Below are 16,492 nucleotides of genomic sequence, written 5' to 3' on the forward strand. Positions count from 1 at the left end.
AATTTTTAAAGATCGAGTCCGCATTCACCACCAAAACCGCACCGGGTTACCAACCTCACCACCCGGCACCGCTTCGTTCTGCGTCGCTGCATCAGCAGCAGAGAAACGAGATTATGAAGAACTTTTTTCGCTTCGTCAACCCCATTTTTTGCTTTCGCTTAAAACCCGGTTGACGTCACGGCCACTGGTTCTCGCAGCGGCTCCTCGTTCGCAAACGAGGAGCCGAATAGTAGGTGAGCGTCAGCCATATGACAAGGGTTTGACCGAAATATTTTATGGACAGGTCATTTCCGAGTCGAATTCACTACGGCGTCCAGCGGAATCGCTTCGGCCATTGCCGTGTAACCGGCATCGCTTGGATGGATGTTGTCGCCACTATCGAAGCCGTGCCGCAGGCGGTCGGGCCGAGCCGGATCGCGCAGCGCCGCATCGAAATCGACCACGCCGTCCAGCGCGCGGGTCGAGCGAATCCACTGATTGACCGCCAACCGGATGCTTTCACGCTGCGGCGGCAGTGAAGCCGGCGTGAGCGTCGCGCCGAATATCCGCACGCCGTGGCCATGCGCCTCGGCAATCACGCGCTGATAGCCAGCGATCAGATCCGCCGCCGTCACAGACGTATGCGGGTAGTCGCAATCCAGCCCGCGTCGCGACGGCGTCGACGAGAAATTGATGTCGTTGATGCCGATCAGCAAAATCGCCGTCTTCACGCCCGGGCGCTCCAGCACGTCCCGGCCGAATCGCTTGACGAGCGCGTCGCCGTAACAAGGCGAGTCGCTGAGCAAACGGTTGCCGCTAATCCCGAGATTGACGACCGCGGTCGACCGGTCGCCCTGCTGCGCGAGCCGGCGTGCCAAAGCGTCTGGCCAGCGCCGATTCGCGTTCAGGCTCGAACGCATGCCATCGGTGATCGAATCGCCGATCGCCGCGACCGTGGCCGCGGACGGCGCCTCGACCGACACGCCCGCCACCCACGCGAACTGCGTGAAGCGCTGCCGAAACGCCTCCGGCGCGGTGTCGCCGGTGTGGTTGCCAACAGCAGCAGAAACGTAATTGACCTGGCTCGACACCCGGTGCCAGGCGACGAGGCGCTGTTCGCCCCCCATATAAGAGCTGATCGCATAAGGCGCCCCCGCGACAATTTCGAAAGGAACCGGGTCGCTATCCAGTTGGGCGCCAGGCGGAACCGTCGCCGTTTCCTTGCCGCCAAAGGTCACCGCCGCCCCGGCGCTGGCTTGCGAAGCCCCGCCCGCCGAGCGCGCAATGCGCATCGCCGCCACCACGAGCGGCGTCCTTCCGTATTCGTTACTGAGATGAATCCGCACGCTATTGCCCGAGAGCGTCGGGTAGACGATTTGCCGAACCGTCCGGCCAGCGACATCAGGCGCGCGATAAAGCGGCGGCAAATCGGCTTGCTGCGGGATGGACTGAAGCGCCGTTCCCCACGCGGAAACCCAGCGCGAAGGCGCGTCGGCGGCAATGGCTGCCGGTGAAACGGCGAATTGGGCAAACAAGACGGCGCCGCACGCAGCGGCCAGAGTACGCAGGGTCATTCGGGGAAGTGGGCTGAAGGCAAAGCGCCCATTGTGCACGATCGACCACGCCGGGTGGCGCCCAACCGGCCGCAGTCAATCCCTGCGACCCGCCTGCGCCCTCAGTCCGCGCGCCCCGCCATCATGCTCAGAGCCAGCGCCTGCGCAACTTCAATGCCGTCGATGGCCGCGGAATAGATACCGCCGGCATATCCCGCACCCTCGCCCGCCGGATAGAGACCCTCGACGTTCATGCTCTGATAGTCGTCCTTGCGGCGAATCCGGATCGGCGACGAGGTGCGCGTCTCGACGCCGGTCAGTACCGCGTCATCCATCGCGAATCCGGCAATCTTTCGGTCCAGTTGCGGCAGCGCTTCCCGAATGGCTTCGATCACGTAGTCAGGCAAGGCGGTGCTGAGATCGGTCGGCGTCACGCCTGGCTTGTACGAGGGCACGACCGAACCCAGTGAGGTAGACGGCCGCCCCGCGATGAAGTCACCCACCCGCTGCCCCGGCGCGCAATAGTTGCTGCCGCCCAGTTCGAACGCGCGCTCTTCCCATTTGCGCTGGAAGGCAATGCCGGCGAGCGGGCCGCCCGGGTAATCGTCCGGCGTGATGCCCACGACGATGCCCGCATTCGCATTGCGCTCGGCCCGCGAGTATTGGCTCATGCCATTGGTCACCACGCGGCCCGGCTCCGAGGTGGCCGCGACCACCGTGCCGCCCGGGCACATGCAGAAGCTGTACACCGCGCGGCCGTTGCTGCAGTGATGCACCACCTTGTAATCCGCGGCGCCGAGTTGCTTGTGACCCGCGAATTTGCCAAACCGGCTGCGGTCGATCAGCCCTTGCGGATGCTCGATACGAAATCCGAGCGAAAACGGCTTCGCTTCAATATAGACGCCGCGCTTATGCAGCATTTCGAAGGTATCGCGCGCGCTATGTCCGACCGCCAGCACGACGTGATTGCACGGCAGCGTCTCGCCATTGGAGAGTTGCAGCGCCCGCACCTTACCCTGCTCGATCTCAATATCTTCGACGCGCGTCTCAAACCGTACTTCCCCGCCGAGTTCGTGGATGGTGGCGCGCATCTTCTCCACCATGCTGACGAGCCGGAAAGTGCCGATGTGCGGCCGGCTCAGATACAGGATGTCTTCCGGCGCGCCCGCCTTGACGAACTCATCGAGCACCTTGCGGCCGTAATGATGCGGGTCCTTGATCTGGCTATACAGCTTGCCGTCGGAGAACGTACCGGCGCCACCTTCGCCGAACTGCACGTTGGATTCCGGATTGAGCACCGACTTGCGCCACAGGCCGAAGGTGTCCTTGGTACGTTCGCGCACGGCCTTGCCGCGTTCGAGAATGATGGGGCGAAAGCCCATCTGCGCGAGAATCAGCCCCGCAAACAGCCCGCAGGGGCCCATGCCGATCACAACCGGACGCGGCCCGCTGAAATGCTCGGGCGCCCGGGTGACGAAGCGGTACGTCATGTCCGGCGTCACCGCGCAATGCGGCACGCTGCCGATACGCTGCAAAGCGGCCGCTTCGTCCTTCACCTCGACGTCGACGATATACGTCAGCTTGATGTCGGCGCGCTTGCGGGCGTCGTGCGCGCGCCGGAACACGGTGTAGTGGACGAGCCCGTCGACCGGCACGCCGAGTTCGGCGAGGCGCGCGTGAATCGCGGCTTCGAGCGCGCTCTCGGGGTGATCGAGCGGGAGTTTGATTTCGCTTAAACGTAACATGGGGACCGGGGATGCTGAGGGCGCACAATCGCAGCCAATCCGCGATTTTATAGGTTCTGCGTCCGGCGAGGGGCGGCAACGGCTGAGATCGTCACACTAGCGGCACGCATTTCAGGCGAAAACGCCTGAACTGGCCCAGCCTTTTCAGACCTGCGGCAACACTACATAGCCCCGCCGCTCCAGGTCGCGCAGATGCCACTGGTTGCCGCGCATCCCGCAGTAAATCGCGAACAGGATGCTCAGCACGAGGCTGATGACATCCGCCGCGTCGCCCGCGAAACCGATCAGGCCGATCGCCAGATCCGCCGCCAGCATCAGCATGCCGACCAGCCACATCCGTTTCATCAGGGCCCACACGAAACCGAGCAGAAACGCCGGCCAACTGAAGCCGGCTTTCACCTCGACCGTCTCATCCTTCACCGGATGTCGCAAAAAAATCCGTTCCGTCATCTCTGTTCCACCCTCGTATCGAACCACCCCGGCACGCGCCGCCGCCGGTCTCCACCCTACCTTATCTGCGGCGCCTGAAACCACCTTGCGTCATCGTCAAAAAAATCATTAACCGACCGGTCGGTTGGTTTATACTGCGAAACACAGATAACTTCGGACGAGAGCGTTCGCCATGTACACGCAATCACTCGACATTCCCGGCCACGTCGCCCCGCTCGACACGGCCGCCAGTTCGCCCGAGCAGACTCGTTTCGACGCGGTCATGGCGGCCGACGGCAAAATCGAGCCGCAGGACTGGATGCCCGAGGCGTATCGCAAAACGCTGGTGCGGCAGATTTCGCAGCACGCGCACTCGGAAATCGTGGGCATGCTGCCGGAAGGCAACTGGATCACGCGCGCGCCGAGCCTCAAACGCAAAGCCATTCTGCTCGCCAAAGTGCAGGACGAGGCCGGCCACGGGCTCTATCTATATAGCGCGGCAGAAACGTTGGCGGTGTCGCGCGACCAACTGATCGACGCCCTGCACGCCGGCAAAGCCAAATATTCGAGCATTTTCAATTACCCGACGCCTACGTGGGCGGATGTCGGCGTGATTGGCTGGCTGGTCGACGGCGCGGCAATCATGAACCAGATTCCGCTGTGTCGCTGCACTTACGGGCCGTATGCCCGCGCCATGATCCGCATCTGCAAGGAAGAGTCGTTTCACCAGCGCCAAGGGTTCGACGCGCTGCTTTCCATGATGAAGGGCACCCACGCGCAGCGCGAGATGGTCCAGCAGGCGGTGAACCGCTGGTGGTGGCCGGTGCTGATGATGTTCGGCCCGAGCGACAAGGATTCGATCCACAGCAACCAGTCGTCGAAGTGGGGCATCAAGCGCATTTCCAATGACGATCTGCGCCAGAAGTTCGTCGACGCCACGGTGGATCAGGCAAAAGTGCTCGGCGTCACGCTGCCGGACGTCGACCTGAAGTGGAACGAGGCGCGCGGCCATTACGACTATGGCGACATCGACTGGGAAGAATTCTGGCGCGTCGTCAACGGCGACGGCCCCTGCAACCGCGAGCGTCTCGCCACCCGCGTGAAAGCCCATAACGACGGCGCCTGGGTCCGCGAAGCCGCCCTCGCTCACGCCGAAAAGCAGCGCCAACGCGCGCAACAGGAAGCGGCATAAGCGCCGCGCCGCTCAACCCACGCACGCCAATGCGTGCGAAGCCGGAAACTGGCTGCCATCCACAGAAGCCAGCCGGCCGCCGCCGCAAAAAATTCAGGAGATTCGGGAATGGATAAGTCAGTGAACAAGGAATGGCCGATCTGGGAAGTGTTCGTGCGCAGCAAGCAAGGCCTCGACCACAAGCATTGCGGCAGCCTGCACGCGGCCGACGCGCCCATGGCGCTGCGTATGGCGCGCGACGTCTACACGCGCCGCCAGGAAGGCGTGAGCATCTGGGTAGTGCCGTCGTCGGCAATCACGGCGTCCGACCCGCAGGACAAGGCCGAGCTGTTCGAACCGGCCGGCGACAAGATCTACCGCCATCCGACGTTCTACACGCTCCCCGACGAAGTCAACCACATGTAAGCGCGTCATGGACATCACGCCCCAACACCTCTCCTACGTCCTGCGCCTCGCCGACACCGCGCTGATCCTCGGGCAGCGCAACGCCGAGTGGTGCGGCCACGGCCCGATCCTCGAAGAGGACATCGCGCTCGCCAACATGAGCCTCGACCTGATCGGCCAGGCGCGTCTGCTCTACACGCACGCCGCGACGCTCGAACACGCGCTGACGGGCGTCACCCGAAGCGAAGACGACTACGCCTATTTCCGCACCGAGCGCGAGTTCTCCAACTACACGCTGGCCGAGTTGCCGCATTACGGGCCGCTTGCCGGCACCGCGCAGGCGGACAAGGACTACGCGGTCACGATCACGCGCAACTTTCTGTACTCGTCGTTGATGGCGCATGTGTGGACGGCCCTCACCGCTTCCGCCGACGAACAACTCGCCGCGATTGCCGCGAAGTCGATCAAGGAAACCCGCTATCACGTGCATCACGCGGGAGAATGGCTGGTGCGAATGGGTGACGGCACGGACGAATCGCATCGCCGCGCGCAAGCCGCGCTCGACTATCTGATGCCCTACACCCGCGAGTTCTTCAGCGTGGACGCCGTGGAAGAACGCATTGCCGCCGCGGGCATCGGTCCGTTGACGGCCAGCCTGCAAGCCGCCTGGCAAGAAGATGTGCGCGCCGCGCTCGACGAAGCCACGCTCACGTTGCCGGAACCGGTAAAGCACGTCAGCACCGGCAAGCACGGCGAGCATTCGGAGCACATGGGCTACGTGCTCGCCGAAATGCAGAGCCTCGCGCGCCAACATCCCGGCGCGAGCTGGTAAGCGGCGCACGTCGCCATGACCACGACCCTTCCCGCCGCCATGGATCCCGCGCTGGAACGCGCGTGGTCCGTGCTCGAAAGCGTGCCCGATCCGGAGATTCCGGTGGTGTCGATTCGTGAACTCGGTATTCTGCGCGACGTCCGCCGCGCCGGCGATGGCGTGCTCGAAGTGGTCATCACGCCCACCTATTCGGGCTGCCCGGCGATGTCGCAAATTGCCGAAGACGTCGAGCACGCCCTGGAAGCCGCGCGCCTCGCGCCCTATCGCGTCATCACCGTGCTCGCGCCCGCCTGGACCACCGACTGGATGACCGCCGACGCACGCGAGAAGCTGCGCGCCTACGGCATCGCGCCGCCCACCGGCAACTGTGCGAGCGACGGCCCCGGCGAAAAAGTGATCCGCTTCGCGCCCCGGACGCTTGTGGCGCCGGGCTGTCCGCATTGCGGCTCGGCCCATACCGAACGTCTCGCGCAATTCGGCTCGACGGCCTGCAAGGCGCTGTACCGCTGCCTCGACTGCCGCGAACCCTTCGACTATTTCAAACCTTACTGATATGGCCACGCCGCAATTCCACTCTCTGCGCATCCGCGAAGTCCGGCCCGAAACGGCCGACGCGGTCTCGGTCGCCTTCGAAGTGCCTGCCGAGCTGCGCGAGCACTATCGCTTCACGCAAGGGCAGTTCGTGACGCTAAAGACGCACATCGACGGCGAGGAGACACGCCGCTCCTATTCGATCTGCGTCGGCGTCACCGATTACGACCGCGACGGCGAGCTGCGCGTCGGCATCAAGCGCGTGCGGGGCGGCCGCTTCTCGAATTTCGCCTTCGACACCCTGCAGCCCGGTCATACGATCGACGTCATGACGCCCGACGGCCGCTTCTTCACCCATCTGAACGCGGAGCAGGGCCAGCAATACGTCGCCTTTTCAGGCGGTTCGGGCATCACGCCGGTACTTGCCATCATCAAGACCACGCTCGAAGTCGAGCCGCGCAGCACGTTCACGCTGATCTACGGCAATCGCAGCGTCGACCAGATCATGTTCGCCGAAGAACTGGAAGACCTGAAAAACCGCTTCATGAACCGCTTCGCGCTGTATCACGTGCTGTCGGACGATCTGCAGGACGTCGAGTTGTTCAACGGCGTGCTGGATCAGCAAAAGTGCGCGGCTTTCATCGAGAGCCTAGTGCCCGCCGAGACCATCGACGAAGCCTTCATCTGCGGCCCCGCGCCGATGATGGACGCCGCCGAGGCCGCCCTCAAGGCCGCGGGCGTGCCGCCGGCCAGCGTGCACGTCGAACGCTTCGGCTCGCCGCTGCCGCAGGCAGGCGTGGCGCCGGTCGAAATCAGCGAAGACACGCCGGCGGCGGAACTGGAAATTGTCCTTGACGGCAAGAAGCGCAAGCTGCGCCTGCCTTACCAGGGCGTGAGCGTGTTGGACGTCGGCCTGAAGGCCGGCCTCGCGCTGCCCTACGCGTGCAAGGGCGGCGTGTGCTGCACCTGCCGCGCCAAAGTGCTGGAAGGCGAGGTGCGGATGGACAAGAACTACACGCTCGAAGAACACGAGATTCGCGACGGTTTCGTGCTGACCTGCCAATGCCACCCCGTGAGCGAGCGGGTTGTGGTCAGCTACGACGAACGTTGATCAACCTCCGGGCATTCATCGGCCACGATACGCGCCTGAACGCTTTCAGCTCACCCGCGATCCGCTTACACTAAGGGCCGCTCGCGATCGGGACCGGTTCCGCTCGCCAAGCGGCCCTTTTGTGACTGATTTGTCTGCGAGCTGTCCATGAGCACGATCCACCTGACCAACGGCGACGTCGCCGCCGATTCCCTGCGCACCGCCCTGCAACAGGCCGGCCGCGCCGAACCCGTCGAGGCATTGCGCGACGACCTGGCGGTGGGCCCGTTGCGCGGCGTCGACGATACGCCCGCAATGCGCGCCGAGTTCTGGCAACGTGTGATGGACGGCAGCCCGCACGACGACCCGCCGCGCGATTTGCTGCGCGAATTCAACGATCAGGCGGCGATGCTGGAACAGATCGAAGCGGCCGACACGCAAGTCGTCGTCTGGCACGGCGAAAGCTCGGCCGACCAGCTGACCTTGCGCCGGGTCTGCTACCACCTGCGCAATAGTCCGCAGCGCCTGAACGAAGTCCGTCTGTCGATTCGCGACTTGACCGACCCGAACGCCGCCGCCCATCACCGCGCGGACCGCGCGACGTCAGTGGGGATGTTCGCCCCGGGCGCCTTGCTGACGCGCTTGCCGGACGTCGCGCCCATTTCGGTGTTACGCATCAGCCGCCTCGCGCTCGAATGGCAGGAGGTCAAGCAGGCGAACGGCGAAACCCGCCGCTGGCGCGACAACACGTTCACCAGCGGCACGTTCGGCGAACTCGACGCGCTGATCCTCGAACGCGCCAGCGACGCCTGGCAACCCGCCGGCCGCATCGCAGCGCAATTGATGATGACGGACCTGGGCTTTCTCGTCAGCGACAGCCTCGTGCTCTGGCGCTTTCGCGAGCTGGCCGCGAGCGGCCGCGTCAGCCTGCGCGGCGACGGCTCAGGATGGCCGGCGCTCGAATTGCGCACGGCCCTTTCCACCTGCTCAAGCTAAATCAAGCGAAGGATTCCAAGGACATGGCCCGCACCCGCGCCCCCGACCACGAAACCCAGCGCGATCAGATTCTCGAACTGGCCGCCGCCAAGTTCGCCCAGACGAGCTATCCGAGTACCTCGATGGCCGACCTGGCCGCCGCGAGCGGCACCTCCAAGGCGCGTCTGTATCACTATTACGCCAGCAAGGAAGCGATCCTGTTCGACCTGCTCGACCGCTACACCAAGCGGCTGATGCTGATCATCGCGGAGGTGGAAGGCGCGAGCCAGCGGCGCGGCTTGAGCGAGCGCGAGACCTTTGCCGAACTGATCCGCGCCTTTCTCTCAGAGTATGAGAACTCGCACAGCCGGCACGTCGCGCTGCTGAACGACGTCAAATACCTCGTCGACGCGCAGCGCGAAATTATCCTGAACCGCCAGCGCGACGTGGTAGCGGCGTTTGCCCGCCAGTTGACGCGCGCCTATCCGGAACGCGCCACCCGCGACAACCAGACAGCGCTGACGATGATGGTATTCGGCATGATCAACTGGACCTTTACGTGGCTGAAACCCGGCGGCCGGATGGGTTACGGGGAGTTCGCCGAACAGGTGGTGCAGATGGTCGACCATGGGCTGAGGATGCCTGAATAGGCGTCAACTTATTGCGGGGCAGCATTCATCTGAAGAAGGAGTTGCTTCCGAGCGACACGCGCGCTGTCCCGATATTAGCGATAAATAACCATTAAAAATCAGCTACATAAAAACAGGTCCGCAACAGACTAGAGCAGCGTGTCGAATTGACATACGGGTTTTCCCTAGTTATGGGATAACGTTTCCGATAGAATTGATCTTGCGGCGCACCATGCCGCCCGATCAACAGGAGAACCCAACCATGACCACGCCCTCTACTCGCGCCGCTGAGCCGATCGTCACATCCGATCGCCTGTTGCAAGCGGGCGGTCGCGCGCACGCTCTGGTCCGGGAACTCACCGCCATCGACCGCGAACGCCTCATGACGCACTTCCTCGCTCTCGGCGAGGACGACCGTCTATTGCGCTTTGGCCAGATCGTGCCGAACCACGTCATCGAAAACTACGTGCGCGCCATCGACTTCAGCCGCGACACCGTGTTCGGCGTGTTCGACAACCAGCTGCAACTGGTGGGCGTCGGCCACCTCGCCTATCTGACCGCGGAGGGCGACAAGCGCACCGCCGAATTCGGCGTGTCGGTGCTGGAATCCGCGCGTGGCCAAGGGATCGGCAGCCGGCTGTTCGAGCGCGCCGCCATCCGCAGCCGCAATACGCACGTCAGCACGCTGTATATGCATTGCCTGTCGCGCAATTCCACGATGATGCACATCGCCAAGAAGGCCGGCATGAAGATCGAGTACGCTTACGGCGAAGCCGACGCCTATCTGACGCTGCCGCCGGCCGATCAATCGAGCATCATTGCCGAAATGCTGCAGGAGCAGGCCGCCGTGTTCGACTACGCCTTGAAGCGCCAGGCGCGTCAGGCATCGAAGATTTTCGAATCGTTCATGCCGGCGCCCGTGGCTGCCTGAAGGAAGCCTGAGCGAAACCGCAGCCAGTCTGCGGCGCTCACAGGATCGGCAACGCCGTCGTCTCCTTGAAGGTCTCGAGCGAAAAGCTCGACTTCACGTCGATCACTGACGGATGGTGCAGCAGGCGGTCCTGCACAAAGCGCGAAAAGTGCGCCATATCCTCCACCTGCACGCGTAACAGATAATCCATCTCGCCCGTCATCGCGTGGCAGGCGACCACCTCCGGCCAGGTTTGCACGGCGGCGCGAAACAGATCGGCATGCGTCGCGCCCGCGCGCAGCGGCGTGACATCGCCAGATGGGCTGAGCGACGGACCGCCACGCTTTTCCAGCCGCACATTCACGTAAGCCAATAGATCCAGCCCGAGTTGCTGCGGATCGAGCAATGCAACATAGCCGCGGATCACCCCGCTTTCCTCCAGCCGCCGAATGCGCCGCAGACAGGGACTCGGCGACAGGTTCACCCGCTCGGCAATCTCCTGATTCGACAGCCTGCCGTTCTCCTGCAGGATGGCAAGAATCCGCCGGTCGATCGCATCCATCTCAATATTAGCCATTTTCTGCCACTCATCCCGGTGGTTGCGCCACAAAGTAGCGCCAGCCTACTCACGTGCGATTAAGTTCGCAAGTTTTCGTCGCAGATCGGCCTTTACACTTGCCGGATCGATCGCGCAGCGTGCGCGACCCACGAGGACATCACCATGCAGGTCAAAACCTGGGACAACCCCGTCGGCACCGACGGCTTCGAGTTCATCGAATACACCGCGCCCGATCCCAAGGCGCTCGGCAAGCTGTTCGAACAGATGGGCTTTACCGCGATCGCGCGCCATCGCCATAAGGATGTGACGCTGTATCGCCAGGGCGAGATCAACTTTATCGTCAACGGCGAACCGGATTCATTCGCGCAACGCTTCACGCGCCTGCATGGCCCGTCGATCTGCGCGATCGCCTTTCGCGTGCAGGACGCCGCCAAGGCCTATCAGCAGGCGCTGGAAAAAGGCGCCTGGGGCTTCGACAACAAGACCGGCCCGATGGAGCTGAACATCCCGGCGATCAAAGGCATCGGCGATTCGCTGATCTATTTCGTCGACCGCTGGCGCGGCAAGAACGGCGCGGAGCCGAACAGCATCGGCGATATCAGCATCTATGACGTCGACTTCGTGCCGATTCCCGGCGCCAACCCGAATCCGGTCGGCCACGGCCTCACCTATATCGATCACCTGACGCACAACGTCCATCGCGGCCGCATGCAGGAATGGGCGGAGTTTTACGAGCGCCTGTTCAACTTCCGCGAGGTGCGTTACTTCGACATTGAAGGCAAGGTGACGGGCGTGAAGTCGAAGGCGATGACTTCGGCTTGCGGCAAGATCCGCATTCCGATCAACGAGGAAGGCTCGGAGACGGCCGGCCAGATCCAGGAATATCTCGACGCGTATCGCGGTGAAGGCATTCAGCACATCGCGCTCGGCACCGACGACATCTACCGCACCGTCGACGGACTGCGCGCCTCGAACATCTCGCTGCTCGATACCATCGACACTTACTACGAGCTGGTCAACCGCCGCGTGCCGAATCACGGCGAGCCGCTCGACGAATTGCGCAAACGCAAGATCCTGATCGACGGCGCGCCCGACGATCTGCTGCTGCAGATCTTCACCGAAAACCAGATTGGCCCGATCTTTTTCGAGATCATTCAGCGCAAGGGCAATCAGGGCTTCGGCGAAGGCAATTTCAAGGCGCTGTTCGAATCGATCGAGCTGGACCAGATTCGCCGGGGCGTCGTGCAGGACAAGGCGTAAGCCTCGACCTGGAAGTCGCACATTCCGGAAGCCGAGCGCGGCGCGGGCCGCGCCAGACGCATCCAATAAAAAAGGGCGGGGATCGCAAGATCCTCGCCCTTCGTTGTTTGCACCGCCGCCCTCACACCCCATCCGCAGGCCACGGCAAGAAATAATGATTGAAGATACCCGAACGCATCGCCTCAGCGACCCGTCCAGAAATCAGGAAATCAGGAAGCCTGCTCGTCCTCGTCGGACTCGCCGGACTCGCCGGACAAGGTGATGCGTTCCGAAGCGAGACTCACCGGTGCGATCTGCGACGTGTGGGCGACCGCGTTGGCAAGTGTTCTCGCGCCGTTGCCCGAGCGAACCGGGGCGCTCATGGCAAAGAAGGCGGCCGAAACCATCAGGAAGGTCTGGATATTTCTGCTGTTCATGCGTACTCCTTTTCTAGCTGCCTGTTGTCGTGAAGCTCCGCCAAGCGCGGAGCGTTACGTAGCCACGTGCACAGGTGGGTGGTTAGACCGGCTTTTCAAGACAGGTTCCGCGCATTTGAATCTTTTACAGCTTGTTACACAAGACATGCAAAGTTTTCAATTTGATGCAGCGATGTCACAGCGGCGTCACGCGTCTTAAAGCCAAAAGCGCTGTCTGACAGCACTTTCGACGCCATGCGTCGGGTTTCTCCCGGTGCTACCATCACTTAAAACACGTCAATATTGCGACCCCGGCCGAGGCAACCACAAGATGCCGCGGCCAACGAGTTTTGGTGATCCCAAACAGGGTGGAGGAGTACACATAATGAATGCCCCGCTAGACGCTGGTCAGCGAGCCTCGCTCGAAGCCGCGCTAAATTCCGTCACGCTCGACGACAAGTACACGCTCGAACGCGGCCGCGCGTACATGAGCGGAATTCAGGCGCTCGTCCGTCTGCCGATGCTGCAGCAGGAACGTGACAAAGCCGCAGGGCTGAACACCGCCGGTTTCATTTCCGGCTATCGCGGCTCCCCGCTTGGCGGACTCGACCAGTCGCTGTGGAAGGCGAAGCAGCATCTCGCCGCACGCCAGGTCGTGTTCCAGCCGGGCGTCAACGAAGACCTCGCCGCCACCGCCGTGTGGGGCTCGCAGCAGGTCAATCTGTATCCGAACGCCAAATTCGATGGCGTGTTCTCGATGTGGTACGGCAAGGGTCCGGGCGTCGACCGCTCCGGCGACGTCTTCAAGCACGGCAATTCCGCCGGTTCGTCGCAGCATGGCGGCGTCCTCGTGCTGGCCGGCGATGACCACGCCGCCAAGTCGTCGACCCTCGCGCACCAGTCCGAGCACATGTTCAAGGCCTGTGGCCTGCCGGTGCTGTTCCCGTCGAACGTGCAGGAATATCTCGATTTCGGCCTGCACGGCTGGGCCATGAGCCGCTATTCCGGCCTGTGGGTGGCGATGAAATGCGTGACCGACGTGGTGGAATCGTCGGCCTCGGTGGATATCGATCCGCATCGCACGCAAATCATTCTGCCGGACGATTTCGCCATGCCCGATGGCGGCCTGAATATCCGCTGGCCCGATCCGCCGCTGGTTCAGGAAGCGCGTCTGCTCGATTACAAGTGGTACGCCGCGCTCGCCTATGTGCGCGCCAACAAGCTGGACCGCGTCGAGATCGATGCGCCGCACGCGCGCTTCGGCATCATGACGGCCGGCAAGGCCTATCTCGACGTGCGCCAGGCGCTGACCGATCTCGGCCTCGACGACGAAACCTGCTCGCGCATCGGCATTCGCCTCTACAAGGTGGGCTGCGTGTGGCCGCTCGAAGCGCAAGGCGCGCATGCCTTTGCGCGCGGCCTCGAAGAAATTCTGGTGGTCGAGGAAAAACGGCAGATTCTCGAATACGCCATCAAGGAAGAACTGTACAACTGGCCGGACGCGCAACGTCCGCGCGTGTTCGGCAAGTTCGACGAAAAAGACGGCGCGGGTGGCGAATGGTCGGTGCCGATGGGCAATTGGCTGCTGCCGGCGCATTACGAGTTGTCGCCGGCGATCATCGCCAAGGCCATCGCCACGCGTCTCGACAAGTTCGACCTGCCATCGGACGTGCGCGCGCGCATCGCCTCGCGGATCGCCGTGATCGAAGCAAAGGAAAAAGCGCTGGCCCGGCCGCGCGTGGAAGTCGAACGCAAGCCGTGGTTTTGCTCGGGCTGCCCGCACAACACGTCGACCAACGTGCCGGAAGGCTCGCGGGCGATGGCCGGCATCGGCTGCCACTACATGACCGTGTGGATGGACCGCAGCACCAGCACCTTCAGCCAGATGGGCGGCGAAGGCGTCGCATGGATCGGCCAGGCGCCGTTCACCAACGACAAGCACGTGTTCGCCAACCTCGGCGACGGCACCTATTTCCACTCGGGACTGCTGGCAATTCGGGCGGCGATCGCCTCGAAAGCCAACATCACCTACAAGATTCTCTATAACGACGCGGTCGCGATGACGGGCGGCCAGCCGGTCGACGGCGTGCTGACCGTGCCGCAGATCACCCATCAGCTCGCCGCCGAAGGCGCGGCAAAAATCGTCATCGTCACCGACGAGCCGGACAAGTACCACGCCAACGTCGGCCTCGCGCCCGGCATCACGATTCATCACCGCGATCAGCTGGACGAAGTGCAGCGCGTGCTGCGTGAGATCAACGGCACTTCGATCCTGATCTACGACCAGACCTGCGCCACCGAAAAACGCCGTCGCCGCAAACGCGGCACCTATCCGGACCCGGCGCGCCGCGTGGTGATCAACGAAGCCGTCTGCGAAGGTTGCGGCGATTGCTCGGTGAAGTCCAATTGCCTTTCGGTCGAACCGCTGGATACCGAGTACGGCACCAAGCGCCAGATCAATCAGTCCACCTGCAACAAGGACTTTTCGTGCGTGAACGGCTTCTGCCCGAGTTTCGTCTCGGTTGAAGGCGGACAACTGAAGAAGCCCAAGGCGTCCTCCGGTGCGAGCAGCGAGGCGCTGCCGCCGGTGCCTTCGCCGGAACTGCCGTCGATCGAGCGGCCGTATGGCGTGCTGGTCACCGGCGTGGGCGGCACGGGCGTCGTGACGATCGGCGCGCTGCTCGGCATGGCCGCTCATCTGGAAAGCAAGGGCGTGACGGTGCTGGACGTGACCGGCCTCGCGCAGAAGGGCGGCGCGGTAATGAGCCACGTGCAGATCGCGAAGCAGCCCGCCGACATCCACGCCACCCGCATCGCCATGGGCGAGGCGAGTCTCGTGATCGGCTGCGACGCCATCGTCACGGCCAGCGACGAGTGCGTCTCGCGCATGCAGGTCGGACGCACGCGCGTCGTGCTGAACAGCGCGCATACGCCGACTGCCGCCTTCATCAAGAACCCGAACTGGCAATTCCCCGGCGCCGACGCGGAATCGGACGTGCGGCTGGGCGCAGGCGATACCGGTGTCGACGCGATCGACGCCAATCATTTCGCCGTGGCGCTGCTCGGCGACGCCATCTATACGAACCCGTTCGTGCTCGGCTACGCGTGGCAAAAGGGCTGGGTGCCGCTGATGTACGAATCGCTGATGCGGGCCATCGAACTGAACGCGGTACAGGTCGAGAAGAATCGTGCGGCCTTCGAATGGGGCCGCCGCGCCGCGCATGATCTGGCGTCGGTGCGCAAGCTCGCGCAATCGCAGGGACGCAGCGGCGCCTCGGCCGCCGAAACCGCCACCAGCAAGATCATCGCGCTGCACACGCCGAAGGCGCTCGACACGCTGATCGACAAGCGCGCCGCCTACCTCAGCGCGTGGCAGAACGACGCCTATGCGGCCCGCTACCGCGAACTCGTGGCGCAGGTGCGGGTTGCCGAAGCGGCGCTCGACACGGGCGAAGCCCAGTTACCGTTGACCGAAGCCGTGGCGAAGAACCTGCACAAGCTGATGGCCTACAAGGACGAGTACGAGGTGGCGCGCCTGTACGCCGATCCCGCATTCATCGAAAAGCTGAAGGCGAGTTTCGAAGGCGACTGGAAGGTCAATCTCCATCTCGCGCCGCCGGCTTTCTCGAAGAAGGACGCGCACGGTCACCTGATCAAGAAGAAGTACGGACCGTGGATCCTCAGCGCCATGCGCGTGCTGGCGAAGCTCAAGTTCCTGCGCGGCACCGCGTTCGACGTGTTCGGCAAGACGGAAGAACGTCGCACCGAACGGGCGCTGATCGGCGAATACGAGGCGCTGGTGCGCGAGCTGATCGGCGGGTTGAATGCGCAAAACCACGCGCTGGCGCTCGAACTGGCGAACTTGCCCGACGGCATCCGCGGCTATGGGCACGTCAAGGAAAATAATCTGAAGGGCGTGCGCGTGAAGTGGCAAGGCTTGCTGGCTCGCTGGCGCTCGCCGGAAGGCAGCGAGGCGCAACACGCGGCCTGAGTGAGAGGCGGCGGAAGACCTCGCGAGGCGTCTTCCGC

15 protein-coding genes are annotated in these 16,492 nt (G+C 63.4%); 10 read left to right on the plus strand and 5 right to left on the minus strand.

All coding sequences use genetic code 11. The features are described 5' to 3' along the window. Window positions 1-284: 284 nt before the first annotated feature. The 3 genes from FQ755_RS23800 to FQ755_RS23810 all read right to left on the minus strand — a co-directional run bounded on the left by FQ755_RS23800 (window position 285) and on the right by FQ755_RS23810 (window position 3,727). Window positions 285-1,553 carry an SGNH/GDSL hydrolase family protein gene (locus FQ755_RS23800; protein WP_144157475.1) on the minus strand — a complete coding sequence of 423 codons (1,269 nt, stop codon included), beginning with the start codon at window positions 1,551-1,553 and terminating at the stop codon, window positions 285-287. Window positions 1,554-1,654: 101 nt separating this feature from the next. Then, a complete protein-coding gene (locus tag FQ755_RS23805) occupies window positions 1,655-3,277 on the minus strand; it encodes an NAD(P)/FAD-dependent oxidoreductase (protein ID WP_144157476.1) in 1,623 nt (540 codons plus the stop codon). 144 nt (window positions 3,278-3,421) lie between these two features. After that, window positions 3,422-3,727, minus strand: a complete 306-nt coding sequence (locus FQ755_RS23810; RefSeq protein WP_144157477.1) for a DUF2628 domain-containing protein — start codon at window positions 3,725-3,727, stop codon at window positions 3,422-3,424. Window positions 3,728-3,899: 172 nt separating this feature from the next. On the opposite strand from FQ755_RS23810, the gene paaA reads away from it, so the two are divergent. From paaA to FQ755_RS23850, 8 genes are all read left to right on the plus strand, one after another. Further along, entirely contained in the window at window positions 3,900-4,898 is a 999-nt protein-coding gene (gene paaA, locus FQ755_RS23815) for a 1,2-phenylacetyl-CoA epoxidase subunit PaaA (protein ID WP_144157478.1), read from the plus strand. Between the two features lie 108 nt (window positions 4,899-5,006). After that, window positions 5,007-5,303: a 1,2-phenylacetyl-CoA epoxidase subunit PaaB gene (gene paaB, locus FQ755_RS23820; RefSeq protein WP_409937568.1), complete on the plus strand. Its 297-nt coding sequence runs from the start codon at window positions 5,007-5,009 to the stop codon at window positions 5,301-5,303. A 7-nt stretch (window positions 5,304-5,310) separates the two neighbouring features. Next, a complete protein-coding gene (gene paaC / locus FQ755_RS23825) occupies window positions 5,311-6,114 on the plus strand; it encodes a 1,2-phenylacetyl-CoA epoxidase subunit PaaC (RefSeq protein WP_144157479.1) in 804 nt (267 codons plus the stop codon). A 15-nt stretch (window positions 6,115-6,129) separates the two neighbouring features. Continuing rightward, window positions 6,130-6,666 carry a 1,2-phenylacetyl-CoA epoxidase subunit PaaD gene (paaD, locus tag FQ755_RS23830; RefSeq protein WP_144157480.1) on the plus strand — a complete coding sequence of 179 codons (537 nt, stop codon included), beginning with the start codon at window positions 6,130-6,132 and terminating at the stop codon, window positions 6,664-6,666. A 1-nt stretch (window position 6,667) separates the two neighbouring features. Next, complete coding sequence (gene paaE, locus FQ755_RS23835; protein ID WP_144157481.1) at window positions 6,668-7,756, plus strand: 1,2-phenylacetyl-CoA epoxidase subunit PaaE; 1,089 nt, start codon at window positions 6,668-6,670, stop codon at window positions 7,754-7,756. Between the two features lie 147 nt (window positions 7,757-7,903). Continuing rightward, on the plus strand, window positions 7,904-8,731 hold the full coding sequence (locus FQ755_RS23840; protein WP_144157482.1) for a DUF1835 domain-containing protein: 828 nt from the start codon (window positions 7,904-7,906) through the stop codon (window positions 8,729-8,731). A 23-nt stretch (window positions 8,732-8,754) separates the two neighbouring features. After that, window positions 8,755-9,360 carry a TetR/AcrR family transcriptional regulator gene (locus FQ755_RS23845; protein WP_144157483.1) on the plus strand — a complete coding sequence of 202 codons (606 nt, stop codon included), beginning with the start codon at window positions 8,755-8,757 and terminating at the stop codon, window positions 9,358-9,360. 241 nt (window positions 9,361-9,601) lie between these two features. After that, window positions 9,602-10,270 carry a GNAT family N-acetyltransferase gene (locus tag FQ755_RS23850; protein ID WP_144157484.1) on the plus strand — a complete coding sequence of 223 codons (669 nt, stop codon included), beginning with the start codon at window positions 9,602-9,604 and terminating at the stop codon, window positions 10,268-10,270. Window positions 10,271-10,307: 37 nt separating this feature from the next. Here FQ755_RS23850 and FQ755_RS23855 read toward each other — a convergent pair whose 3' ends face one another. Continuing rightward, entirely contained in the window at window positions 10,308-10,826 is a 519-nt protein-coding gene (locus FQ755_RS23855) for an Lrp/AsnC family transcriptional regulator (protein WP_144157485.1), read from the minus strand. A gap of 144 nt (window positions 10,827-10,970) precedes the next feature. On the opposite strand from FQ755_RS23855, the gene hppD reads away from it, so the two are divergent. Then, a complete protein-coding gene (gene hppD, locus FQ755_RS23860; protein WP_144157486.1) occupies window positions 10,971-12,068 on the plus strand; it encodes a 4-hydroxyphenylpyruvate dioxygenase in 1,098 nt (365 codons plus the stop codon). 209 nt (window positions 12,069-12,277) lie between these two features. Here the strand turns inward: hppD and FQ755_RS23865 are convergent, their stop codons facing one another. Further along, the gene (locus FQ755_RS23865) at window positions 12,278-12,484 is read right to left on the minus strand and encodes a hypothetical protein (RefSeq protein ID WP_144157487.1); all 207 of its coding nucleotides are present in this window, start codon (window positions 12,482-12,484) and stop codon (window positions 12,278-12,280) included. A gap of 364 nt (window positions 12,485-12,848) precedes the next feature. Here FQ755_RS23865 and FQ755_RS23870 point away from each other — a divergent pair, with 364 nt between their 5' ends. Next, a complete protein-coding gene (locus tag FQ755_RS23870) occupies window positions 12,849-16,454 on the plus strand; it encodes an indolepyruvate ferredoxin oxidoreductase family protein (protein ID WP_144157488.1) in 3,606 nt (1,201 codons plus the stop codon). The last annotated feature ends 38 nt before the right edge of the window (window positions 16,455-16,492 follow it).

This window comes from Paraburkholderia sp. BCC1885 (assembly GCF_900996235.1).
Classification (GTDB): domain Bacteria; phylum Pseudomonadota; class Gammaproteobacteria; order Burkholderiales; family Burkholderiaceae; genus Paraburkholderia.